The 23,025-nt window shown below is 69.0% G+C and carries 20 protein-coding genes; 16 read left to right on the top strand and 4 right to left on the bottom strand.

The genetic code is table 11. The annotated features are described in order from the left end of the window. The first annotated feature begins 172 nt into the window (after positions 1–172). Together OHA77_RS26860 and OHA77_RS26855 are read left to right on the top strand one after the other, a co-directional pair. The gene (locus OHA77_RS26860; RefSeq protein ID WP_406312209.1) at positions 173–1,360 is read left to right on the top strand and encodes a hypothetical protein; all 1,188 of its coding nucleotides are present in this window, start codon (positions 173–175) and stop codon (positions 1,358–1,360) included. A gap of 30 nt (positions 1,361–1,390) precedes the next feature. Continuing rightward, positions 1,391–1,699: a 4a-hydroxytetrahydrobiopterin dehydratase gene (locus tag OHA77_RS26855; RefSeq protein WP_406312208.1), complete on the top strand. Its 309-nt coding sequence runs from the start codon at positions 1,391–1,393 to the stop codon at positions 1,697–1,699. A gap of 146 nt (positions 1,700–1,845) precedes the next feature. Here OHA77_RS26855 and OHA77_RS26850 read toward each other — a convergent pair whose 3' ends face one another. Further along, positions 1,846–3,201 carry a carotenoid oxygenase family protein gene (locus OHA77_RS26850; protein ID WP_406312207.1) on the bottom strand — a complete coding sequence of 452 codons (1,356 nt, stop codon included), beginning with the start codon at positions 3,199–3,201 and terminating at the stop codon, positions 1,846–1,848. 513 nt (positions 3,202–3,714) lie between these two features. On the opposite strand from OHA77_RS26850, the gene OHA77_RS26845 reads away from it, so the two are divergent. The 3 genes from OHA77_RS26845 (at position 3,715) to OHA77_RS26835 (ending at position 7,659) form a co-directional block, all read left to right on the top strand. Continuing rightward, positions 3,715–4,689, top strand: coding sequence for a hypothetical protein (locus OHA77_RS26845; protein ID WP_406312206.1), 975 nt, complete (start codon positions 3,715–3,717; stop codon positions 4,687–4,689). Between the two features lie 179 nt (positions 4,690–4,868). Then, positions 4,869–5,417 (top strand): TetR/AcrR family transcriptional regulator, encoded by a 549-nt coding sequence (locus OHA77_RS26840; RefSeq protein WP_406312205.1) that lies wholly within the window; start codon positions 4,869–4,871, stop codon positions 5,415–5,417. Positions 5,418–5,496: 79 nt separating this feature from the next. After that, the gene (locus OHA77_RS26835; RefSeq protein ID WP_406312204.1) at positions 5,497–7,659 is read left to right on the top strand and encodes an MMPL family transporter; all 2,163 of its coding nucleotides are present in this window, start codon (positions 5,497–5,499) and stop codon (positions 7,657–7,659) included. On the opposite strand, the gene OHA77_RS26830 is transcribed toward OHA77_RS26835, so the two are convergent. Further along, the gene (locus OHA77_RS26830; protein WP_406312203.1) at positions 7,649–7,894 is read right to left on the bottom strand and encodes a hypothetical protein; all 246 of its coding nucleotides are present in this window, start codon (positions 7,892–7,894) and stop codon (positions 7,649–7,651) included. The two genes, OHA77_RS26835 and OHA77_RS26830, sit on opposite strands and share 11 nt — an antisense overlap. A gap of 81 nt (positions 7,895–7,975) precedes the next feature. Next, a complete protein-coding gene (locus OHA77_RS26825; protein ID WP_406312202.1) occupies positions 7,976–9,286 on the bottom strand; it encodes an MFS transporter in 1,311 nt (436 codons plus the stop codon). A gap of 183 nt (positions 9,287–9,469) precedes the next feature. On the opposite strand from OHA77_RS26825, the gene OHA77_RS26820 reads away from it, so the two are divergent. The 11 genes from OHA77_RS26820 to OHA77_RS26770 all read left to right on the top strand — a co-directional run bounded on the left by OHA77_RS26820 (position 9,470) and on the right by OHA77_RS26770 (position 21,681). Beyond that, complete coding sequence (locus tag OHA77_RS26820; protein ID WP_406312201.1) at positions 9,470–12,001, top strand: glycoside hydrolase family 9 protein; 2,532 nt, start codon at positions 9,470–9,472, stop codon at positions 11,999–12,001. Positions 12,002–12,247: 246 nt separating this feature from the next. Then, positions 12,248–12,790 (top strand): GNAT family N-acetyltransferase, encoded by a 543-nt coding sequence (locus tag OHA77_RS26815; RefSeq protein ID WP_406312200.1) that lies wholly within the window; start codon positions 12,248–12,250, stop codon positions 12,788–12,790. 178 nt (positions 12,791–12,968) lie between these two features. Continuing rightward, positions 12,969–13,589 (top strand): cyclodeaminase/cyclohydrolase family protein, encoded by a 621-nt coding sequence (locus OHA77_RS26810; protein ID WP_406312199.1) that lies wholly within the window; start codon positions 12,969–12,971, stop codon positions 13,587–13,589. A gap of 34 nt (positions 13,590–13,623) precedes the next feature. Then, the gene (locus OHA77_RS26805; protein WP_406312198.1) at positions 13,624–14,466 is read left to right on the top strand and encodes a bifunctional 5,10-methylenetetrahydrofolate dehydrogenase/5,10-methenyltetrahydrofolate cyclohydrolase; all 843 of its coding nucleotides are present in this window, start codon (positions 13,624–13,626) and stop codon (positions 14,464–14,466) included. A 118-nt stretch (positions 14,467–14,584) separates the two neighbouring features. Further along, positions 14,585–14,950, top strand: coding sequence for a type II toxin-antitoxin system RelE/ParE family toxin (locus OHA77_RS26800; protein WP_326825449.1), 366 nt, complete (start codon positions 14,585–14,587; stop codon positions 14,948–14,950). Positions 14,951–14,955: 5 nt separating this feature from the next. Next, positions 14,956–15,234, top strand: coding sequence for a helix-turn-helix domain-containing protein (locus OHA77_RS26795; RefSeq protein ID WP_326825450.1), 279 nt, complete (start codon positions 14,956–14,958; stop codon positions 15,232–15,234). 95 nt (positions 15,235–15,329) lie between these two features. Further along, positions 15,330–15,995, top strand: a complete 666-nt coding sequence (locus OHA77_RS26790; protein WP_406312197.1) for a B3/4 domain-containing protein — start codon at positions 15,330–15,332, stop codon at positions 15,993–15,995. A gap of 170 nt (positions 15,996–16,165) precedes the next feature. Further along, the gene (locus OHA77_RS26785) at positions 16,166–19,843 is read left to right on the top strand and encodes a multifunctional oxoglutarate decarboxylase/oxoglutarate dehydrogenase thiamine pyrophosphate-binding subunit/dihydrolipoyllysine-residue succinyltransferase subunit (RefSeq protein ID WP_326825452.1); all 3,678 of its coding nucleotides are present in this window, start codon (positions 16,166–16,168) and stop codon (positions 19,841–19,843) included. A gap of 66 nt (positions 19,844–19,909) precedes the next feature. Beyond that, a complete protein-coding gene (locus OHA77_RS26780) occupies positions 19,910–20,086 on the top strand; it encodes a DUF6104 family protein (RefSeq protein WP_326825453.1) in 177 nt (58 codons plus the stop codon). Between the two features lie 69 nt (positions 20,087–20,155). Then, on the top strand, positions 20,156–20,953 hold the full coding sequence (locus tag OHA77_RS26775; protein WP_406312195.1) for a DUF4097 family beta strand repeat-containing protein: 798 nt from the start codon (positions 20,156–20,158) through the stop codon (positions 20,951–20,953). Continuing rightward, on the top strand, positions 20,950–21,681 hold the full coding sequence (locus OHA77_RS26770; protein WP_406312194.1) for a helix-turn-helix transcriptional regulator: 732 nt from the start codon (positions 20,950–20,952) through the stop codon (positions 21,679–21,681). The genes OHA77_RS26775 and OHA77_RS26770 overlap by 4 nt, the downstream gene beginning before the upstream one ends. Before the next feature lie 125 nt (positions 21,682–21,806). Here OHA77_RS26770 and OHA77_RS26765 read toward each other — a convergent pair whose 3' ends face one another. Then, entirely contained in the window at positions 21,807–22,769 is a 963-nt protein-coding gene (locus OHA77_RS26765; RefSeq protein WP_406312193.1) for a zinc-binding dehydrogenase, read from the bottom strand. Between the last annotated feature and the right edge of the window lie 256 nt (positions 22,770–23,025).

Below are 23,025 nucleotides of genomic sequence, written 5' to 3'. Positions count from 1 at the left end.
ACCTCTGTTCCTGATCAAGGGACCCGTACGGCGTGACCGCGCCTGCGGGTCCCGTTCTCTGTCACATCACCTCCCATCACAACGCTGCGTAACCCCTTCAGAACAGATGCGGTTGGGGGACACTGGGGGACGGCGGAGTGTCCCCTGACTTCTCGGTGGAGAGGCGCACGGCATGATCCGGAAGGTGCCCCCATGGGCCGCGCGGCTGCGCGAGGAGCGGCGTGAGCGCGGCTGGACCCAACGGGAGATGGCGAAACGGCTCGCCGACGCGGCGAGCGGCGACGTCCGCCTGCCCGAGCGCGACTCCCTGATCCGCAGGATCAAGGACTGGGAAGCCGGAAACCACCGGCCGAAAGACCCCTATCCCGTGCTGTACGCCCGTGTCTTCGGCCTGGACGAGGCCGACTTGTTCGAAGGAGGACACCGGGCAACTCCGGATGCGGTCGCCCACAGTTTTCCGGCCTCTCCGCACCGTCATGTCGCACCGGAGTTGGTGGACTACTTCCGCCTCCAGTTGCTGAGTCACTACGCCGCCGATGCCTTCCTCGGGCCTCGCCACCTGATAGCCACTGTCGCTGTTCAATACCAGTCCATAACCGAACTCGCAGGTCAGGCGGATGGTGAAGTGCAGCGTGAGCTGCTCCGCCTGGGTGCGGGCTTCGCCGCCTTCGCCGGCTGGCTGTGCCAGGACGCCGGGATGACCGGCCGGGCGGCGGTGTGGCTTAACGCGAACCTTGAGATGGCGCACCGCGCGCAGGATGTCCAGCTCGTCAGCCACGCCCTCACCAACAAGGCGATGCTGGCCGCCGACCTCGGTGACGCCGCCGCAGTGATCGGCCTCACGGCGGCGGCCCTGTCGGATCGCGGCAAGCTCATGCCGAAAACCCAGGTGCTCGCCCTCCAGCAGGGTGCTCATGGATACGCGCTGGCATCGGACCGTGCCCGCTGCGATGCCCTCTTGGACCAGGCCGCAGCGATCATCGATGACATCGACGACGATCACATGTGGGGAAATGCCTGCCGAACGCCCAACTACGTGGAGATCCAACGGGCCACCTGCTACGGCCGGCTCGGGCTTACCACCGACGCTGTCGTGCTCTGGGACCAAATTCTCCCGTCCATGCCGGTCACGGCACGACGCGACATCGGAGTCTTCCTGGCTCGGCAGTCCGCTGCTCTCGCGACGATTCCCGAGCCCGAGCGGGCAACGGACGCGGCCAGGAAGGCGATCGAACTGCTGCACCAGACCGGGTCGATCCGCCAGCGGGCTGAACTGGCCGCCGTATCGGCCCGTATGGGCGCTTGGGTGGATACTGCACAAGGTCGTGAAATGGCTGAGATGCTGGCGGGTGTCACGTAGTGATGGCCTTTGAGATGGGATGTGGTTGACGTGAGTCTTCGTGACCCTCTATCCGCCGAGGAGGTCGCTCGACGCCTGGAGTCGAGCGGCTGGTCCGGAGCCACTGAGCAGATCAGCACGACCTACAGGATCGACTACGACACCGCTATGCGCATCGTCGCGGAGATCGCACTTGCCGCCGTTGAGCTGGAACATCGGCCTGACATCGACATCCGGTGGGACTGTCTGCGAATCTCCATGACCACGCACACGGCGGGCGATGTCGTGACGGAGCTGGATTTCCTGCTTGCCGCTCGAATCGACGAAATCGCCGAAAAGCACGGAGCCGTAGCAGCCTGATGACTGCGAGAAGTCATGCAACGGCCTTCACGTCAACAGGTTCGCAGTCAACCTGTACTTGAGGCCTCCCCCGAAGCCGTTTCCCTGAAGATAAATTCCGGTTCTCAGGCGAGGCCTGATCGGGGACTCCGCACCCCTGACACAGGTCAGCGGCCGGGGAGCCAGTTGCCGTGGAAGCCCGTGGGGATGCGGACCGGCAGGCGCACCTCCGCCACCGGCCGGGCCGACAGGTCGGCGGCGTCCAGGATCGCCAGGTAACCGGTGCCACGGGAGCGGTCGTGGGCGAAGGTCATCAGGTATCCGTCGTCGTCCCCCGATGCTCCCCGCCGGGGGACGAAGACCGCCTCGCCGCAGGTGTGCCCGGCGGGCAGCCGATGCGCCTCGCGAGCCGCGCCGTCGGCGAAGTCGTACTTGTAGATCTCTGAGCGCTCCGGCTCTGCCTCCAGCGAGAAGCTGGTGACGTACCCGAAGCGGTTCCGCCGCCCGACCTCGGTGTCGGCGACCCGCGGATACTCGATCGCCGCGTCGTCCAGCGGCCGCTCGATGACCGTGCCCGTGGCCAGGTTCAGCCGCCATTCGTGCAGGTTGGGCAGGCCGCCGCCGAGGTCCTCGGGGCCGTCGCGCCACAGCGTCGGCACCCGGCAGCCGGTGACCGTGATCACGCCGTCCGCCTCCGAGGCGTTCATGGTGTGCCACACGTAGCACGGCTCGATTTCGAACCAGCGCACCGGCCCGCCGTCCCGGCGCATCACGCCGAACCGGGCACCGTGTCCGTCGTCCCACCGCCACGGCATCCCGCCGGCGGCGGCCATCGCCGGGTCGAAGACGACGGGCAGGTCCATGAAGACCGCGTGGTTTTCGGTGATGGCGAAGTCGTGCATCATCGTCGCCCTCGGGACCTCCACCACCTGCGCCTGGAGCAGTTCGCCGGTCGGCGCGGCGCGGTAGTAGGTGAGGTATGGCGGGCGCAGCCGGGAGCCGAAGAACAGCAGTTCACCGGTCCCGGGGCAGATCTTGGGATGGGCGGTCATCGGGGTGTGCAGCGCGCCGTCGAAGGTAAACGGCCCGACCGTCTCCAGCTCCGGCGTGATCTCGTAGGGAAAGCCTCCCTCCTCCAGGGCGAGCAGCCGGCCCGCATGGGAGACCAGGTGGGTGTTGGCGGTGGAGACCCGGTAGTCCACCTGCCCGGTGGCCTGGTCGAAGGCCAGGGCGAAGCGCGACTCGCCCGGGTGCTCGTACAGCGGGGTCCGTACGTACCGGTTGCGGTACCAGCGGGCCCGCCCGCCGTCCAGGGCCACCGCGTGGACCATGCCGTCGCCCGCGAAGTAGTGCGGCGACCAGCCGGTCCGCGGGTTGGGACCGTTGCGGAGATACACGCCGTTCAGCTCCTCGGGAACGGCCCCGACCACCTCGGCCGGTTCCAGCGTCATCTCCTCGGTGACCGGTGCGTTGTTCCCCGCCAGGTGGAGGAGGGGCGTGTCGGCGTTCTGCGCGGTCGTCATCTGCGGGTTCTCCCGTCGTTCGATCCGACCGCGCCAGGATGCCGGGAAGACTCTCGGAGAAACAGTCTTGTTCTTGCCGAGGCCGTCAGCCGCTCGGAGAACGTGCAGCATACGGCGGTGCGAAAAAGTCCGGCAGCGCCGGACGACCAGCCTCCCTGAACGTTTTCCCAGGCATTCGAGCATGGTGTGGTGTCAAGCTCCGACTACTGGACGAGGGTAAGCGCGACGGACTCGTTGTAGGTTCGGCGCGTTTTGAGCTTCGCCGTAGTCTTAGCGGTTCAATTCGGCGCAGTTAGTGACCAACGTGGCCGACGGCAAGTTCGGAACCAGCATCGGCCTTGATCCGTCTGACCCCAGGTGAAGACTCGGCGCGGTATAGGACAGTTCCTCCTGGCTCTGACGCTGCTCGCTGGCCCGGGAACCGCCTGCACATCACAGCAACCGTCCACCCCGTTCTCCGAGGTGCCGGCGCTCACACCGGTTCGCGACGTGTGGCCTGGGGCGCTCATTACGGTGCCTCGCAAGCTCAAGGACAGCCGCCTGGTGATGCCCACCGTGATGCTGGGAAAGGATGCGGTCCTTCTGACGACCCTTGAAGACCTTCCGGCGTTCCTGAGCTTCAACACCCGGACAGGACACCAACAGGTCCTGACCACAGCACCGAAGCGAACTTCATGCGAGGAGTGTTTCGAGGTCAAGCGCGCGGCCGTCAACGCGGAGCAGGTGGCCTGGCTGATCCAGGGCGGCAGAAGACCCGATGCGCGATACGACGAGCGCTACCTGGAACTGTGGACCATGCCCCGGACAGGCGGCCCCTTGAGGATGGTGACTCGGCTGCCGGTCGGTGGGGACGACTATTCCAAGGGCTTCCAGGTCATCGACGATCTCGCCATCTGGTGGGGCTTCGACGGCACCTGGTCTGTTCCCCTTACCGGCGGTGAACCCAAGCAAATCCTCCCCGAGGGAACCGTCCGCGTCACCTCGTGGCCCTGGGGCTACGACAGAGCACGAGAGAGTGTCATCAATCTGGTCACACGTCAGGAGAACAAGGCTCAGCATCTGGACGACATCGAGGAGCCGTACTGTGGACCCGTCTGGTGTGTCGGATGGATGACCGGTCAGCCCCATGAGGCCATGCAGGTCGTCATGCAGCACGTGGACGGCTCCAAGCGCACGACCGTCCCAGGATCCCCTCTTAGCCTGACGCCACCGATCCGGGACCGATTCACGCTTCTGCACCCGCTCACCGTCTCCGGTGACGGTTCCGGTACCCCCGTCGGAAACAGTCGGCTGTTCCAACTGTATGACCGCTGCACCGGACAGACCGCGTTACTCGGACCTGACCGCGCTCGAGCCGAAGCCACCTCAGGCGAGATCCATTACGGCGCGGCAACACCCGACATGTCAATGCTGTTCTGGAAGGACTCTGCCACGCGTTACACGGTCCTCGACGTCTCCCGTATCGCCGATTCGCCATGCGCAGGCTAGCGAGCTTCATCGATCCGTAGGCCGCGGCGCACGCCGCCGCCCCATATGTGCCCACTCTCGCCCGATCAGCCCGCGACACATGAGGTCTCGCGCCCTTCCAGCCTCGGTCGTGAGGAATGCCACAGCCGGTTCCTGTCCGATCGGTCAGAACTGTCCGATCGGTCAGTTATTGTGAGGGTATGGCCCGTCCTGCTTCCGCACTGCGCGGTCACATCCTGGACTCGGCGCTGGATCTGTTCGCCACGCGTGGCTACAAGGGCACCTCGCTGCACGACATCGCTCAGGTCGTGGGCTGTTCGAAGGCGTCCTTGCTCTACCACTTCGTCAGTAAGGACGCGATCCTCACCGAGCTGCTGACCCCGGCCGGCGAAGGACTGGCCGCGCTGGACGCCCAGCTCTCCGATCCGGAAGGGGCACCGGGCGCGGAGGCGGTCGTGACCGGTTTCGTCGATCTGGCCATGCGGTTCCGGCGCGAGGTCAAGGTCCTGTTCCAGGACATCCCCGAGCTCACCGGTCACCCGGCGCTGGGTGCCGTGCCCGCTGTCATAGCCCGGCTGATGGCTGCGATGGTGGACGGCTCAACCGAGCCCAGAGGCCTGGTCACCGCCTACATGGTCATCGGCGCGGTCTCCGTCACGTGCGCCAGCGACGTACCGGTGCCGGACGAGGACATGCGTGCCGAGCTGATCAGTGGCGCTTTACGCACGCTCGGCCGCGCACCTCACTGAATCACGCCTGGCCGCGCACCCCGCTGAATCACGCTCAGCCGCGAACCCCACTGAACTTCAAGGAAAGACATCCACTTTCATGGCTTCTGTGTTGTACCGGCTCGGCCGGTTCTCCTTCCGCCGTCGGGGACGTGTGCTCGCCGTCTGGCTGCTCATGCTCATCCTGCTCGCCGGGGCGGCCGCCGTCTTCAGGGGACCCACCAGCGACAGCTTCTCGATGCCCGGCACGGAGGCGCAGCGGGCACTCGACTCCCTGCATGAGCAGTTCCCTCAGGCCAGTGGAGCGACCGGCACCATCGTCCTTGCCGCGCCTGAAGGGCCGGGGCTGAACAAGGCCGCGGTCGCGGCCATCGTGCAGGAGGCCGCGCGGGTTCCCGGGGCGATCGCCGCCATCGATCCCTTCAAGGCCGGTTCGGTCACCCCCGATGGCCGCTACGCGCTGGTGCAGGTCCAGTTCGACACCGGCGCCGACGAGATCACCGCTGACCAGCGCGCGGCCTACGAGCGGGTGGGCGCCTCCGCGCAGGGGCTTCGGGTGGAGCACGGCGGTGAGGTGCTGAAGGCCGGAGTGGAGATCGGCTCCACCGAGGCGCTCGGCGTCCTGGTCGCCGCCGTGGTCCTCCTCGTCACCTTCGGCTCGCTGGTCGCCGCCGGGATGACGTTGCTGAACGCGCTGATCGGCGTTGCCGCCGGGATGGCCGGGCTGTTCGCCCTCAGCGGTGTGCTGGAGTTGACCAGCACCGCGCCGATCCTGGCGTTGATGCTGGGGTTGGCCGTGGGGATCGACTACTCGCTGTTCATCACCTTCCGCTACCGGCAGTACCTCACCGAAGGCGTGCCGGCGGAGGAGGCCGCGGGGCGGGCGATCGGGACCGCGGGTTCTGCCGTGGTCTTCGCCGGTGCCACCGTCGTGATCGCCCTGGCCGGTCTTTCCGTGGTCGGCATTCCCTTCCTGAGTGTCATGGGCCTGGCCGCGGCCGGCACCATCACCCTGGCCGTGCTGGTCGCCCTCACCCTGCTCCCGGCCATGCTCGGCTTCGCCGGCTCCCGCGTCCTGCCCCGCAAGCAGCGCGACGGGCGGGCGGCCGGCCCCGCGCACGAGGGTTTCGGATACCGCTGGGGCCGGATCGTCACCCGGCTGCGCGTCCCGATTCTGCTGGTCGGCGTGGTGGGGCTGGGCGCGCTGGCCCTGCCCGTCCAGGACATGCGCCTGTCGCTGCCCGACGCCGGCACCGCCGCCTCCGGCTCACCGGCCCGCGAGGCCTACGACCTGATCAGTGAGGGATTCGGGCCGGGCTTCAACGGCCGATTGGTCGCCGTCGTCTCCGGGGACGACGCCCAGGCCACCGGCACCGCCGCCAAGCAGGCCGCGCAGCTGATCAGCAGCACCGAAGGCGTGCTCGCCGTCTCCCCGCCGCAGCCCAATCAGAAGGGCACCACCCTGCTGATGACCATCGTTCCCAAGACCGGCCCCACCGACGCGGCCACCGAGCAGACCGTGCACTCCATCCGGGAGCGCCTGGCCGACATCGACGGTGCCACCGTCGCCCTGACCGGCGCCACCGCCGTCGGCATCGACGTGTCGGCCAAACTCGCCGATGCGATGCCCGTCTACCTGCTGCTCGTCGTCGGGCTGTCGATCCTGCTGCTGATGCTGGTCTTCCGCTCCCTGCTGGTGCCGATCAAGGCGGCGCTGGGCTTCCTGCTCACCGTCGGCGCCACGTTCGGCATCACCGTGGCCATCTTCCAGCAGGGACACCTGGCCGACCTGCTCGGCATCGATGTTCCGGGACCGCTGGTGAGCTTCCTGCCCATCCTGCTCATTGGAATCTTGTTCGGGCTGGCCATGGACTACGAGGTCTTCCTCGTCTCCCGGATGCGAGAGGACTTCGTGCACGGTGACAGCCCGCAGCAGGCCACCGTCAACGGCCTGGGCCACAACGCCCGCGTCGTCACCGCGGCCGCGCTGATCATGGCGGCCGTGTTCGGCGGATTCGTGTTCATGCACGATCCGATCATCAAGTCCATCGGCTTCGCGCTGGCCGTCGGCGTGCTCGTCGACGCCTTCATCGTCCGCCTGACCCTGGTGCCCGCCACGATGTTCCTGCTCGGCCGCGCGGCCTGGTGGCTGCCCCGCCCCGTCGACCGGATCCTGCCGAACCTCGACATCGAAGGCGAGACCCTGCACAGGAACCTGGCCGCCGAGCAGCGCGACGACGCCAGAGACACGATCAAGGTCTGACATCCGACCGGGTGGGCGAAGCGCACGACGGCTTCGCCCACAGCTCGGTCCGGGCGACTTCAGTCCCAATGATCGAGTCGCGGCGGTCGACGCAGGCCTGATTGCGGCGCCGCGCCTCGGTCACGGCTTCCTCGCCACCGGATTCCGCCACGATGCCACCGGACTCCGCCACGATGCCACCGGATCCCGCCACGATGCCGGCACGGACGTCGCTCCACTTGGGAAAGTTCGTCATCGGTCCTTCTCCTCCGCCTCGCCTTCACCTACCCGTATACAGCTCTTCGGCGCGGCGGAGCGCCGTTTTGCCGATCGAGCTCTACACAATCTCCGGGGCGACCCCGGCTCCGGAGCTCCCGGTGGCGCTCCCCACGGTCTCGCCCGCGAGCCCGCGCGGGTAGAGCAGCACGGTCAGCAGCAGGGCCACGGCGCCCGCCGTCCAGGCGGCGGCCGTACCGGCCTGTCCGGCCAGCCAGCCGATGCCGAGCGCGGCGACCATCCCGCCGAACTGGAGCTGGAGCGAGTCCACCGACATGAGCGTCGCGCGCTGGGCCGAGCCGACCCGGTGGTGCATCATCTCCGACCGGAGCAGGCTCACCACCGACAGGGCGGCGAACAGGACGACGTAGCCCGCCATCGCCGCGAGGATGCCCGGCCGTCCGGACAGCGCGACCGAGGCGGCGAGCCCGCCCAGGGCGGCGGCGGTGACCACGGTGGCGGCGATCGCGGCCCGCCGGGAGGTCCCCAGCAGCCTGGCGACAGCGGGAGCGACCGCGCTGCCCAGGCCGTTGCCCGCGAAGCCGAGGGCGGCGACGACGGCGTAGACGGTGCCGCCGGTCTCGGCCCGGCCGGTCAGCGCGGCCAGCCTTCCGGGGGTGAGCAGCTCGATGGCATTCAGGGCGATCCCGAACGCGAAGGCGACGAGGAGCAGCCTGCTGAGCGCCCGGTCGCGGAGCCCGAGCGCGAGGCCGGAGCGTACGGTCAGCGGCACGTCGCGCAGCACCGCGCCGAGTGTGGCACGCGGGCGCGGCGGCTCGGGCATCGCGACCAGCGCGGTCACCAGCAGTGTCACGGCCGCCACGACCGCGGCCAGCACCGGTACGGCCAGCGGCTCGACGAGGTCGTTCCGCGGTACGGCGAGCGGCACGAACCCACCGGCCAGCATGCCGACGCAGAGCGAGACCGAACCGGCCACCCCGCCCCGGGAGAGGCCGGGCTTGAGATCGGCGTCCGACCCCTCCACCGCGTGCAGCGCGTCCACGTACCAGGCCTGGGCGGGGCCGCTGGACAGCGCCCGCGCCGTGCCGTACAGCACCATGACGGCGACGAACTGCCAGACCTCCCGGGCGAAGGCGAACCAGGTCAGCGCGGCCGCGCTGAAGGCCGCCGCCGCGGCCAGCACCGCCCTGCGGCTCAGTACGTCGGCCAGGCCGCCGGTCGGCAGCTCCAGTGCGACGCAGACGAAGGAGTAGACCGCCATGACGAACCCGATCTCACCGATGCCGAGCCCGCGCGAGGTCATCAGCAGGACCATCGGGGCCATCGCCAGCGCGGAGGGTAGCCAGACCAGGAAGTTGACCAGGGCGTAGCGGCGGCGGATGGCGGGGGCGGTCAGCGGTTGAGGGGGCACCGACCCGATCATATGAAAATTTCATCGGACAAACCGGTCATTTACCCGGTCAGCCCGGAGCGCCGGAGGGCCGCTCATTGACGGCCGGGAAACGCGCTGGAAACATCGGCGCATCCCCGGGTGGGAGCGCTCCCACTCAGTCACCGACCCTGGTCACGCACCCCCTGCCCGAAGGAAACACCCTTGATCAGACCGCCCGCCTGGCTGGCCCTCACCGTGGCCGCCGCCCTGGTGACACTGACCCCCCTGCCCGCCACCGCCGCCGACGGCCCCGAACAGATCGTCAACGGCACCTTCGACACCGGCACGTCCCCCTGGTGGAGCACCGCCAACACCACGCTGCGACTGGACGACGGCCGGCTCTGCGCCGACATCCCCGGCGGCACGGTCAACCCGTGGGACGTCATCATCGGCCAGGACGGCATCCCGCTGGTCAAGGACGAGACCTACGCCTACTCCTTCTTCGGCGCCGCGACCCCCGGCCGCGTCGCCAAGGCCCTCATCCAGCTCCCCACCGACCCCTACACCCAGTATCTGTCGGCCAACCCCGAGCTCAGCGTCTCCGGCAACGACTACGACTACACCTTCACCTCTCCCGTGGACCTCCCCAACGCCCAGGTGGCGTTCCAACTCGGAGGCAGCGCCACCCCCTGGAGATTCTGCGTGGACGACATCTCGCTCAAGGGCGGCGCCGAACCCGACGTCTACACGCCGGACACCGGCCCGCGGGTCCGCGTGAACATGTCCGGCTACCTGCCCGAAGGCCCGAAGAACGCCACCCTCGTCACCGACGGGACCGAGGCCGTGGCCTGGAAGCTCAGGAAGGGCACGGAGGTCGTCGCAACCGGGACCACCACCCCCCGGGGCGTGGACGACAGCTCCGGCCAGAACGTGCACTCGATCGACTTCGGCTCCTTCACCACCCCCGGCACCGGCTACACACTGGAGGCCGACGGCGAGACCAGCCGCCCCTTCGACCTCGACGGCGGCTTCTACGAGCGGCTGCGGACCGACGCGCTGAAGTTCTACTACCCCCAGCGCAGCGGCATCGAGATCCTCGACAGCCTCCGCCCCGGGTACGGCAGGCCGGCCGGCCACCTGGGCGTCGCGCCGAACCAGGGCGACGTGAACGTGCCCTGCCAGCCGGGCGTCTGCGACTACTCCCTCGACGTCAGGGGCGGCTGGTACGACGCGGGCGACCACGGCAAGTACGTGGTCAACGGCGGCATCTCGGTCTACCAGATGATGTCCGCGTTCGAACGGGCCAAGACGGAGGGCACCTTCAAGGACGGGGAGCTGAACATCCCCGAGAGCGGCAACGGGGTGCCCGACATCCTGGACGAGGCCCGCTGGGAACAGGAGTTCCTGCTCAGCATGCAGGTCCCGGACGGCAGGCCGCTCGCCGGGATGGCCCACCACAAGATCCACGACGCCAACTGGACCGGCCTGCCGCTCCTACCCCACCTCGATCCGCAGCGGCGCGAGCTGCACCCGCCGTCCACCGCCGCCACCCTCAACCTGGCCGCCACCGCGGCCCAGGCGGCCCGGCTGTTCGGGCCCTACGACGCGGCGTTCGCCGAGCGCAACCTCTCCGCCGCCCGCAAGGCGTGGGCCGCCGCGAAGGCCGAGCCCGCCCGATACGCCCCGGTGACCGACGGTGTGGGCGGCGGCGCCTACGAGGACGGCAACGTGACCGACGAGTTCTACTGGGCGGCCGCCGAGCTCTACATCACCACCGGTGAGAAGGAGTTCAGAGACTACGTGCTCGCCTCCCCGCTGCACACGGCCGACATCTGGCAGGAGCGCGGCTTCAACTGGGGCAGCACCGCCCAGCTCGGCCGCCTCGACCTGGCCGCCGTGCCGAACGACCTGCCGGGCAGGGACGCCGTCCGGGCGTCGGTCCTGGCGGGCGCGGACAGATATCTGGCCATCCAGCGGGCCCAGCCGTACGGCATGCCGTACAGCCCGCCGGACTTCGAGTGGGGCTCCAACAGCCAGGTGCTGAACAACGCGATCGTGCTGGCCGTCGCGCACGACCTGAGCGGCGAGGCGAAATATCGCGACGGGGTGGTGGAGACGATGGACTACATCCTCGGCCGCAACGCGCTCAACCAGTCCTACGTGACCGGCTACGGCGAAGTCGCCTCCCGCAACCAGCACAGCCGCTGGTACTCCCACCAGCTCGACCCGGCGCTGCCCAACCCACCGCGCGGCACCCTGGCCGGCGGGGCGAACTCCGGCATCCAGGATCCGGTGGCCCAGGCCAAGCTCCGCGGCTGCGCGCCCCAGTTCTGCTACATCGACGACATCGAGTCGTGGTCCACCAACGAGCTGACCGTCAACTGGAACTCCCCGCTCGTCTGGGTCTCGGCGTTCATCGCCGGCACCACCCCCACGGTCCCCTGCGAGGTGACCTACACCCGGCACGGCGCGTGGCCCGACGGCTTCACCACCCAGGTCACCGTACGCAACACCGGCACCGAGGCGATCGACGGCTGGGCCCTGAAGTGGTCCTTCCTCGGCGGCCAGCGGGTCGACAAGGGCTGGAGCGCGTCCATCACCCAGCAGGGCGCGACCGTCACGGCCGGGAACCTGGACTGGAACAAGAAGATCAAGCCGGGCGGCTCGATCACCTTCGGCTTCAACGGCAAGAGCTCCCCCGGGGCCAACCCCGACCCTGAGCGGTTCCTCCTGAACGGAGCCGTCTGCCGGTAGTCGCGGATGGGCGGCCGTCCATCCGGGCGGCCGCCCATCCTTGGGGACGGGGACGCGGAACTTCGAAGGCTCTGCGGCACGGTTGTCCCGGCGGCTCCTTCCGCTCATCGGCCGAATCGATCTCCACATATAGTGCGATCCAAAAAGGTGTCCAGGTCTGTCGCCACAAACGGATCTTGGGCGCCTTCGCTGTGTCTGCGGGACCGGGTGCCTGAGGCAGCCCGGCCGAGGGGAGATCGATCGACGATGGAGTTGGGAACCGAGCGGCTGGTGTTGCGTCGCTGGCTCGAGGAGGACCTGGAACCGCTGGCCGCCATCGACGGAGATCCGGAGGTCATGCGCTTCATCGGTGATGGCTCGGTCCGCACCAGGGAGCAGACCGCGGCCGCGCTCACGTCCATGGAGCGGGGGTGGGACGAGCGTGGCTTCGGAATATTCGCCGTGGAGCTGCGCGAGACCGGGGAGCTGGTCGGTTGGGCGGGACTGGCGGTCCCCCACTTCCTGCCCGAGGTGCTGCCGGCTGTGGAGATCGGTTGGCGGCTGGGACGGCATTTCTGGGGCCGGGGTATAGCCACTGAGGCAGCCGGAGAGGCACTGCGCTTCGGATTCGCCGAGGCGGGCCTGGATCGGATCATCAGCATCTGCCACGTCGATCACCACGCGTCCGCCCGCGTTATGACGAAGCTGGGCATGTGCCAGGAGCGGGAGACGGTAGTCCCATCCCACGGGCAGCCGGTGCGAGTCCTGGCGATCACCCACAGTGAATTCAAGGTCATCCACGGCGGCTGATCTACGGGTCGATGCTCGGCGAAACACGGTTCCCGCACTTCGGACTTACTCGTCTACCTTCATGATCGGCGTTCGATCCGTTTCATCACCGTATTCCCAAGCCGGTCGCGGGCCGGATCACCCTGCCGTGGGAGGATTCCAAGGATGCGGTGATCCCACGACTGGAGGACGGGCGCTCATGCGCGACGAGAAGATCGGTGACTTCCTGGCCCGGCTCGCCGACCGCGTGCCGGCCCCGGGCGGCGGCGCGTCGGCGGCTCTGCACGCCGCGCAGGCCGCGGCGCTGCTGGGGATGGTCGCCCGTTACAGCACCGGCGAGAAGTACGCCGAGCACCGGGCGGTCATCGAGCGGATCATCACCGAGACCGACGAGTTGCGCGCCCTGGCGCTGCGGCTGGCCGAGGACGACGCGGCGGCGTTCACCGCCGTCACCGACGCCTACAAGCTCCCCCGGGACACCGACGCGGCCAAGGACGCCCGGTCGGCCGCCATCGCCACGGCGCTGATCGGTGCCGGCAGGCCGCCGGCCGAGGTCATCACGGTCGCCCGGACCGCCGTCGAGCTGGCCGAGGAGCTCCTGCCGATCGGCAACCGCAACGTCGTCACCGACATCGCCGCCGCCACCGAGGCCGCCCGCGCGGCGGCGACCACCGCCCGGGTGAACGTCGAGATCAACCTCGGCGGCATCAAGGACGAGCAGGTCCGCGCCGAGTTGGCCGCCGAGGCCGCCAATGTCGACGAGATCGCCGCCCGCGCCGAGCGGGTCACCGCGGCCGTCCGCAAGGAGATCAGCACGTGAGCACCACCAACCTGACCGGCAAGGAGATCGGCACGTGAGCGCCACGGTCCTGTCCGGCAAGGAGCCGGCCGCCGCGATCCGCACCGAGACCGCCGCCAGGGCCGCCGAGCTCACGGCGGCCGGAACGCCGCCCAGGCTCGCGGTCGTCGTCGCGACGGCGGACGAGTCCAGCGCCTGGTACGTCCGCTCGATCGCCAGGGCCGCGGAGAAGGCCGGCATCACCTGCGACGTCGTCGATCTCGGGCCTGGCGCCTCTTCCAGTGATATTCGTCACAAACTCGCCGCGCTCTCCGCCGACGAGAACGTGCACGGCGTCATCCTGCAGACGCCGCTGCCGGAGGGGGCCAAGCTGGAGGACCTGGCCTCGGCCATCGCCTTCGAGAAGGACGTCGACGGCGCCAACCCGCTCTCCCTGGGGCGGCTGGCCGCCGGGCTCCCGGCATTCGCCCCGGCGACCGCCGAGGCCGTGCTCACCATCCTGGACCACCACGGGGTCGAGCTGACCGGGCGGCACGTGGCGGTGATCGGCCGGTCCAACGTGGTCGGCAAGCCCGCCGCCCACCTGCTGCTGAACAGGAACGCCACCGTCACCGTCTGCCATTCGCGGACCAGGGACCTGGCCGCCGTCACCGCCGCCGCCGACGTGGTGGTGGCCGCCGTCGGCAGGCCCGGACTGGTCACCGCCGAGTATGTGCGGACCGGCGCCGTGGTGGTCGACGTCGGCACCAACCCGACCGAGGACGGCGGCCTGGTCGGCGACGTGGACGCCGCCTCGGTCGCGGAGAAGGCCGGGGCGCTGACCCCGGTGCCGGGTGGCGTCGGCCCGGTGACCACCGCACTGCTGCTGCGGCACACCGTGCAGGCCGCCACCCACTGACGACGCTGTGGGAGTTCCCTCACCAGGTCCGATGCCTCTCCGAAAAAAAGGGGTGATGCTCTGGCTGGTTTCGGGGTATCCCAGATTATATAATCGAGTGCATATAGCCTCACGACCTGTGAGGCTATATGTCATCGAGATCGAGCCTGAGATCCAGTCGTGGCTCGAGGCGCTGTCCGAGCGCGACTACGTGAAGGTCGAAGCACTGGCCGACCTGCTCGCGGAGCAGGCGGAGACCTTGAACGAGCCGTATTCCAGGCACCTTGGAGGCAAGCTGCGGGAGCTACGCCTTGCGCTCACCCATCGCGACGTCCGAATCACCTACTGGCTCGCCCCAGAACGTCGGGTCGTTCTCCTCACTTTTTTCTTCAAGACCCGCCGTAAAGAGACCGGCCAGATCGAGCGCGCCCGTCGAGCGCAGGTCGAATGTGAGACCCGCCACACGGCCACCTCACAGATCTACGACCGCATCTGGAAGGATTGACGACCATGGCTCACCGCACGTGGGAACGGACCGGTGCCGAACGGCGCGCCGAGGCCTACCAGGAAGCACGCGAGGCGCTGCTCCTCGGCCAGCAGGTCTACAGCCGCCGGGTGGAGCTCGGTCTTTCACAGGCAGAACTCGCTGAGCGGGCGGGAATGACCCAGCCTCAGGTGTCTCGCCTGGAAACCGGCGGAGTCACGCCCACCCTTGCGCTCCTGCGACGCCTGGCCGGAGCGTTGGACGCCGAACTGAGCGTCGTCTTCAAACCCCACGCGGCCGCCTGAGGCCGCGCCGACCGGTCTGCGGAGCACGGTCTCCGGTTCGCAACGGGCAGGGCACCTCCCGTCCCCGGGCGGGCTTCCGGCCTAAACTGAGGTATGTGATTGACGACATCTGGGTCGACCCCGCCGTCAGCGCGCTCAGACCGGACTTCGCGGTCCTGGTGATGGGCGTGTACGGCCTGCGCAACGGACCGACGGACGACAGGTCCCGGGCCTGGCTGGCCGGAGCCGCCAAGGAGGCGGTGAGCGCCGAGGACCCGAAGGTCGAGGCGTGGCGGGAGGCCTACCGGGCGTTCGGCGCGAAGCCGCAGCGGACCAGGCCGTCGGTTGACGCGCTGGTCAGGCGGATGCCGCTGCCGGAGATCAACCTGGTCGTCGACGCCTACAACTCGGTCAGCGTCAGGCACGGGCTCCCGATCGGCGGGGAGGACCTGGCCCACTACGAGGGCACCGCACGGCTGGTCCGCGCCGCAGGGGACGAACCGTTCGAGATCATCGAGAGGGGCGAGCCCGCCGTCGACCATCCCGAGATCGGCGAGGTGGTCTGGCGGGACGACCGGGGCGCCACCTGCCGGCGCTGGAACTGGCGCCAGTGCGTGCGCACCCGGATCACCGAGGAGACCACGGACGCGCTATTCCTGCTGGAGCGGCTCGCGCCCATGTCGCTGGCGGAACTGGAGACGGCGGGGAGCGAGCTGGCCGCGCTGCTCGAGGCCGTCACCCCCGGGGTCCGGATCGAATCACGGCTCGTGCACCATGGGTGAGCGAGTTCACACCCTCCGGACACACCCCCCGGGGGTGACCGTTCCAGGCTCTCCTGGGAGGATCGAGCCGCGGGCCTCGGTCAGACTGGCGCAGGTCCGAGTCCAGGCGAGTAGCCTTGGACAAGTTCTCTATCATCAACGCCGATCTGCGGAAGAGGGCGATTTCCGCCGTGTCGTCTGAGTCGTCGCGGACAAACCCGCTGGCAGCCTTTGGACAGAACGAATGGCTTGTCGACGAGCTGTACCAGAAATACCTTCAGGATCCCGAGTCCGTGGACCGTGCCTGGTGGAATTTCTTCGCTGATTACACCTCTGATTCCGGGTCCGGCAGAGCCGCACCCACGGGAGCGGCCCCTGCCGCGCCCGCCACCCCACCCCCCGCTGCGGCACCGGTGACCCCGGCCCCCGCACCGGCAAGCCCCGCGCCGAAGGCAGCGGCCCCCGCGGCCGCCCCGGCGGACAAGCCCAAGCAGGAGACGCAGTTGCCCGCCGGTGCCGAGGAAGTCCGACTCCGTGGAGCGGCCGCCAGGACGGCGGCCAACATGGAGGCCAGCCTCGTCGTTCCGACGGCGACCAGTGTCCGCGCGGTTCCGGCGAAGCTGCTCATCGACAACCGCATTGTGATCAACAACCACCTGTCGCGCGGACGCGGTGGCAAGGTGTCGTTCACGCACCTGATCGGTTACGCGGTCGTCAGGGCGCTCAAGTCCCTGCCGGAGATGAACCACTCCTATACCGAGGCCGATGGCAAGCCGGTGCTGGTCAAGCCCGAGCACGTCAACCTCGGCCTGGCCATCGACGTCGCGAAGAGCGACGGCACCCGGCAGCTCCTGGTGCCGTCGATCAAGTCGACCGAGGACATGGACTTCCGCCAGTTCTGGGTGGCGTACGAGGACGTCGTGCGCAAGGCCAGGTCGGGCAAGCTCGGCGTCGACGACTTCTCCGGCACCACGATCTCGCTGACCAACCCCGGCACGATCGGCACCGTCCACTCGGTGCCGCGTCTGATGCCGGGACAGGGCACGATCATCGGTGTCGGCGCGATGGAATACCCCGCCGAATACCAGGGCGCCTCTCCCGACACGCTCTCCCGCCTCGCGGTGAGCAAGGTCATGACGCTCACCAGCACCTACGACCACCGGATCATCCAGGGCGCCCAGTCGGGTGACTTCCTGCGTCAGATCCACCGGCTGCTGCTGGGCGAGGACGGCTTCTACGACGAGATCTTCGAGGCCCTCCGGATCCCCTACGAGCCGATCCGCTGGGTCCAGGACATCTCGACCACGCACGACGACGACGTGGCCAAGTCGGCCAGGGTCATCGAGCTGATCCACGCCTTCCGGGTCCGCGGCCATCTGATGGCCGACACCGACCCGCTGGAGTACAAGCAGCGCAAGCACCCCGACCTCGACATCAAGTCGCACGGGCTGACCCTGTGGGACCTGGAGCGCGAGTTCGCCACCGGCGGCTTCGGCGGCCGTCCCCTGATGAAGCTGCGCGAGATCCTCGGCGTGCTGCGTGACTCCTACTGCCGCACCATCGGCGTGGAGTACATGCACATGCAGAACCCCGAGGAGCGGGCCTGGATCCAGGCGCGGGTGGAGCGCCCGCACGCCAAGCCCGACCGCGAGGAGCAACTGCGCGTCCTGGAGCGGCTCAACACCGCCGAGGCGTTCGAGACGTTCCTGCAGACCAAATTCGTCGGTCAGAAGCGCTTCTCGCTGGAGGGCGGCGAGTCCCTGATCCCGCTGCTCGACTCGGTGCTCTCCGCGGCGGCCGAGGAGGACCTCGACGAGGCCGTCATCGGCATGGCCCACCGCGGCCGGCTGAACGTGCTGGCCAACATCGTGGGCAAGTCCTACGGCCAGATCTTCGGCGAGTTCGAGGGCAACATCGACCCGCGGAGCGCCCACGGCTCCGGGGACGTCAAATACCACCTGGGCGCCAGCGGTGACTTCGTGTCGCCCGACGGCAGCAAGCTCAAGGCCTCGGTCGTGGCCAACCCCTCCCACCTGGAGACGGTCGACCCGGTCCTGGAGGGCGTGGTCCGCGCCAAGCAGGACCTGCTGGAGCGCGGCGAGGAGGGCTTCAGCGTCCTGCCCGTGCTCGTCCACGGCGACGCGGCCTTCGCCGGCCAGGGCGTGGTGGCCGAGACGCTGAACCTGTCGCAACTGCGGGGCTACCGCACCGGCGGCAGCGTGCACATCGTGGTCAACAACCAGGTCGGCTTCACCACCTCGCCGGCCTCCTCACGCTCCAGCGTGTACGCGACCGACGTGGCCCGGATGATCCAGGCACCGATCTTCCACGTCAACGGGGACGACCCCGAGGCCGTGGTCCGGGTCGGCAAGCTGGCGTTCGAATACCGTCAGGCGTTCCGCAAGGACGTGGTGATCGACCTGATCTGCTACCGGCGCCGCGGCCACAACGAGGCCGACAACCCGAGCTTCACCCAGCCGCTGATGTACGACCTGATCGACGCCAAGCGGTCCACCCGCAAGCTCTACACCGAGGCGCTGATCGGCCGGGGCGACATCACGGTGGAGGAGGCCGAGAGCGCGCTCCGCGACTACCAGGCCAAGCTGGAGAACGCCTTCGCCGCGACCCGCGAGGTGGCCAAGGAGACGACCGGCGAGTTCACCCGGCCGATCGACGTGGACAACGTGCCCTGGTCGCACGAGGACACCCCGACGGGGATCTCCGAGGAGACCGTCAAGCGGATCGTGGAGACCCAGCTCAACCTGCCGGAGGGCTTCACCGTCCACCCGCGGCTGCTGCCGGTCATCCAGCGCCGCGGCCAGATGGTCGCCGAGGACCGCGTCGACTGGGGCATGGGCGAGACCCTCGCCTTCGGGTCGCTGCTGATCGACGGCCACCCGGTCCGGCTGGTCGGCCAGGACTCCCGGCGCGGCACCTTCGTCCAGCGGCACGCCGTGCTGGTGGACCGCATCACCGGCGAGGAGCACACCCCGCTCAAGACGTTCAACGAGGGCACCACGAAGTTCTACGTCTACGACTCGCTGCTCAGCGAGTACGCCGCGCTCGGCTTCGAGTACGGCTACAGCGTGGAGCGTCCCGACGCCCTGGTCGCCTGGGAGGCCCAGTTCGGTGACTTCGTCAACGGCGCCCAGTCCGTGATCGACGAGTACATCACCGCGGGCGAGCAGAAGTGGGGGCAGCGCTCCGGCGTCACCCTGCTGCTGCCGCACGGCTACGAGGGTCAGGGCCCCGACCACTCGTCGGCCCGCATCGAGCGCTTCCTGCAGATGTGCGCCTACGACAACATGACCGTGGCCCAGCCGACCCTGCCGGCCAACTACTTCCACCTGCTGCGCTGGCAGACGAAGTCGAACCGGCACCGTCCGCTGGTGGTGTTCACGCCCAAGTCGCTGCTCCGGCACAAGGCGGCGGTCTCGGCGGTCTCCGAGTTCACCTCCGGCTCGTTCCGGCCGGTGCTCGGTGACACCACGGTGAACCCGGCCGAGGTCCGCAAGATCGTGCTCTGCTCCGGCAAGATCTACTACGACCTGGCCGCGGCTCGCGACAAGCAGGGCCGTACCGACGTGGCGATCGTCCGCATGGAGCGCCTCTACCCGTTCCCGGCTAACCCGCTCGCCGCCGAGCTGGCACGTTACGGCGCCGGCGCCGAGCTGGTGTGGGCACAGGACGAGCCGCTCAACATGGGCCCGTGGCCGTTCCTGGCGTTGAAGCTGACGGAGAACCCGGACGCGTTCGGCGGACGCCGGATCTCGCGGGTCTCCCGCAAGGCCAACTCCTCCCCTGCGACCGGATCGCACTCGGCGCACGAGGCGGAACTGCAGCAGATGCTGGGAGAGATCTTCAACTAGGCACCACCCCGGAAGTCCCCCACAGGAACTCCTGTGGGGGACTTCCCCGTTACTGCGAGGAGAACGATGTACTTCACCGATCGGGGCATCGAGGAGCTGGTCGAGCGACGTGGTGAGGAGGAGGTCGGCATCACCTGGCTGGCCGAGCGGCTGCGCGAGTTCGTCGATCTGAACCCCGACTTCGAGGTCCCGGTGGAACGGCTGGCCACCTGGCTGGCCCGGCTGGACGACGAGGACGACTGACACAGACGCGATATATCTTGACCTTCTCGATAACGCGACATATCGTGTATCTACAAGGAGGTCACGAACATGCGGCAGTGGACCATCGAGAAACCCGAGCAGCTCACCTTCGAGGCCGTGAGCAAGCTCAACGTCCGGATCGTGGCGGGAAAGCTGGCGGTGCTGGCCAGCGACGGCCCGTCCACCCTTGACGTCGCCGACGTCGGCACGCCACCGCTGATCGTCACCCATGAGGACGACGGCACGCTCACCGTCACCTACAAGGACCTGACCTGGGAGGGCGTGCTCGGCTGGCTCCGTCCGGGCCAGCGGAGGGCGACGCTGACGCTGACCGTGCCGAAGGAATGCGCGGTCAACGTGGGCGTGGTCTCCGCCTCCGCCGTCGTCGCCGGTTTCGAGGGCCACACCTCGGTCAAGAGCGTCTCCGGTGAGATCGTGCTCGACGGGGTGAGCGGCGAGGTCCACGCCGACACCGTCTCCGGCGCCGTCGAGAGCCGGGGGCTGGTCGGCGACCTGTCCTTCAAGAGCATCTCGGGCGAGCTGACCGTGGCCCAGGGCACCCCGCGCCGGCTGCGGGCCACCACCGTCTCGGGCCGGATCACCGCTGATCTGGAGCTCCCACCGACCGGTCATGTGACGCTGAACAGCGCCTCCGGCGACATCATGCTCCGACTGCCGCACCGGGTCGAGACCGATGTCGCGATCCGCTCCACCTCCGGCAGGCTCGACACCGCCTTCACCGAGCTCAGCCGCTCCGACCAGCCCGGGGCCAAGTCGCTCACCGGCAGGATCGGCGGCGGTATGGCGTCCCTGTCGGCGATCACCATCTCGGCGGACGTCACACTACTGAAAGGAGAGCTGGCATGAGCCCGGTCTTCGGCCATGGGCGGCTCCGGCTCTATCTCCTCAAGCTGCTCGAAGAGAGCCCGCGCCACGGCTACGAGGTGATCCGGCTCCTCCAGGACAGATTCCTGGGCGTCTACTCGCCCTCGCCCGGCACCATCTACCCGCGCCTCGCCCGTCTGGAGGAGGAGGGCCTGGTCACCCACGAGGTCGTGGAGGGCAAGAAGGTCTTCACCATCACCGACCGGGGCCGTGACGAGCTGAACTCCCGGCTCGACGAGCTCTCCGACCTGGAGCAGGAGATCTCCGACTCCGTCCGCGACATCGCCCGCGAGGTCAAGGAGGACGTGCGCGACACGGTCAAGTCGCTGCGCGAGGAGCTCACCCAGATGGCGCGCAACGTGCGCCAGGGCGCCAGACAGGAACAGCGGCAGGCCAAGGAGGAGCACCGCGAGTCCTGGCGGGAGCAGAAGGCCGAGTGGCAGCGGCAGAAACAGGAATGGCAACGCCAGAAGCAGGAGTGGCAACGGCAGACCCACGAGTGGAAACATGAGTGGAAGCGCCTCTGGGCCGACGGCTTCACCGGGCACGGGTCACCCGACAGCAGCGCCCAGCTCGGGCAGATGCTGGCCGAGTTCGTAGAGGAGGTCCGCCAGGACGCGCGCGGGGCGCAGGTGACCGAGGAGACGCTGGCCACCGCGCAGGACGCGCTCTACGACGCCGCCCGCCGTATCCGCGAAGCCCTCCGGTGATCCTGCTGTACGGCCCGCGCCCGCCCCTGCTGCTGTCGGGATGCTCGGCCCGGCGGGCGCCCGGGTCAGCCCACGCCGGGTCAACCCACCCCGGCTCAGGCCACCCCGGCTCAGCCCGCTCCGGCTCAGGCCGCCCCGGTGAAGACGATCTTCCCGAACACGTCGCCCTCGTACAGGGCGGCGAACCCCTCGCGCGCCCCGGTCAGCGGGAGCGTCCGGTCGATCACCGGGCGGACACCGGTCTGCTCCATGAACCGGACCAGCCTGGCCAACTGGTCGCGAGTGCCCATGGTTGAGCCGACCACGGAGAGCTGCAGGAAGAAGACCCGGTTCAGGTCGGCGGGCGGCACGGCGCCGCTGGTCGCGCCGGAGACCACGATCCGGCCGCCCGGACGCAGCGACTTCAGCGAGTGGTCCCAGGTGGCCTGACCGACGGTCTCCATCACCGCGTCGACTCGCTCGGGCAGCCGGGCCCCGGTCTCGAAGACCTGGTCGGCGCCGAGGTCGAGGGCCCGCGCCCGCTTCTTCTCCGACCGGCTGGTGGCCCAGATCCGGTAGCCGCCCGCCCGGCCCAGGGCGATCAGCGCGGTGGCCACCCCGCCACCGGCCCCCTGGACCAGCACGGTCGAGCCCGGCTCCAGCTCCGCCTTGTCGAACAGCATCCGATAGGCGGTCAGCCACGCGGTGGGCAGGCAGGCCGCCTCCTCGAAACTCAGCGCGGCCGGCTTGGGCACCAGGTTGCGCCGGGGCACGGCCACCCGTTCGGCGAAGGTGCCGTCGTAAGTCTCCGACAGCAGGGAACGCCTGGGGTCCAGCGTCTCGTCGGCACCTTCGCCGATCACCGCGTGCACGATGACCTCGTTGCCGTCCTGGTCGACTCCGGCGGCGTCGCAGCCGAGCACGATCGGCAGCCGGTCCTGGCGGATGCCCACGCCTTTGAGCGTCCACAGGTCGTGATGGTTGAGCCCGGTGGCCCGCACCGTGACGGTGGTCCAGCCGTCGGGGACCTCGGGCTCGGGGTGCTCACCGAGCGTGAGTCCGGCGAGCGGGTTGTCGGGATCGGTCTGGGTGGCGGTTACGGCGAACATGGCCGCACCCTACGCCTCCCCCGCGTGCTGACGCCGTAGGAGCCGCCGCCCTGTTTCTGAGTGGCCCTTCCGCCGGACGGCCCCGCGGGCGGCGGCCGGTCGCCCGCGGGCCGGGCGCCGAGCGGCGCCGGCGCGGTGAGGAGTCCGAAAGTCCACAGGCATGCGAAAGCCCGGAGAGAACGCCGTTCGGTCCAATGACCGGAAGGTGTCGCAGTTATCCGAGGAACCGGTGGTAAGCACTGCTACCACTGTTGCC

This window comes from Streptosporangium sp. NBC_01639 (genome assembly GCF_045209755.1).
Classification (GTDB): domain Bacteria; phylum Actinomycetota; class Actinomycetes; order Streptosporangiales; family Streptosporangiaceae; genus Streptosporangium.
Note: the sequence above shows the minus strand (reverse complement) of the source record. Positions and strands in the feature narration are given on the sequence as shown.

What these genes read in the sequence shown, in the direction of transcription:
- OHA77_RS26810 (WP_406312199.1), top strand. Translation starts at nt 12,969, where the DNA reads ATGCGCGACGAGAAGATCGGTGACTTCCTGGCCCGGCTCGCCGACCGC.
- OHA77_RS26765 (WP_406312193.1), bottom strand. Translation starts at nt 22,769, where the DNA reads ATGTTCGCCGTAACCGCCACCCAGACCGATCCCGACAACCCGCTCGCC.
- OHA77_RS26770 (WP_406312194.1), top strand. Translation starts at nt 20,950, where the DNA reads ATGAGCCCGGTCTTCGGCCATGGGCGGCTCCGGCTCTATCTCCTCAAG.
- OHA77_RS26860 (WP_406312209.1), top strand. Translation starts at nt 173, where the DNA reads ATGATCCGGAAGGTGCCCCCATGGGCCGCGCGGCTGCGCGAGGAGCGG.
- OHA77_RS26840 (WP_406312205.1), top strand. Translation starts at nt 4,869, where the DNA reads ATGGCCCGTCCTGCTTCCGCACTGCGCGGTCACATCCTGGACTCGGCG.
- OHA77_RS26780 (WP_326825453.1), top strand. Translation starts at nt 19,910, where the DNA reads ATGTACTTCACCGATCGGGGCATCGAGGAGCTGGTCGAGCGACGTGGT.
- OHA77_RS26835 (WP_406312204.1), top strand. Translation starts at nt 5,497, where the DNA reads ATGGCTTCTGTGTTGTACCGGCTCGGCCGGTTCTCCTTCCGCCGTCGG.
- OHA77_RS26850 (WP_406312207.1), bottom strand. Translation starts at nt 3,201, where the DNA reads ATGACGACCGCGCAGAACGCCGACACGCCCCTCCTCCACCTGGCGGGG.
- OHA77_RS26815 (WP_406312200.1), top strand. Translation starts at nt 12,248, where the DNA reads ATGGAGTTGGGAACCGAGCGGCTGGTGTTGCGTCGCTGGCTCGAGGAG.
- OHA77_RS26795 (WP_326825450.1), top strand. Translation starts at nt 14,956, where the DNA reads ATGGCTCACCGCACGTGGGAACGGACCGGTGCCGAACGGCGCGCCGAG.
- OHA77_RS26830 (WP_406312203.1), bottom strand. Translation starts at nt 7,894, where the DNA reads ATGACGAACTTTCCCAAGTGGAGCGACGTCCGTGCCGGCATCGTGGCG.
- OHA77_RS26775 (WP_406312195.1), top strand. Translation starts at nt 20,156, where the DNA reads ATGCGGCAGTGGACCATCGAGAAACCCGAGCAGCTCACCTTCGAGGCC.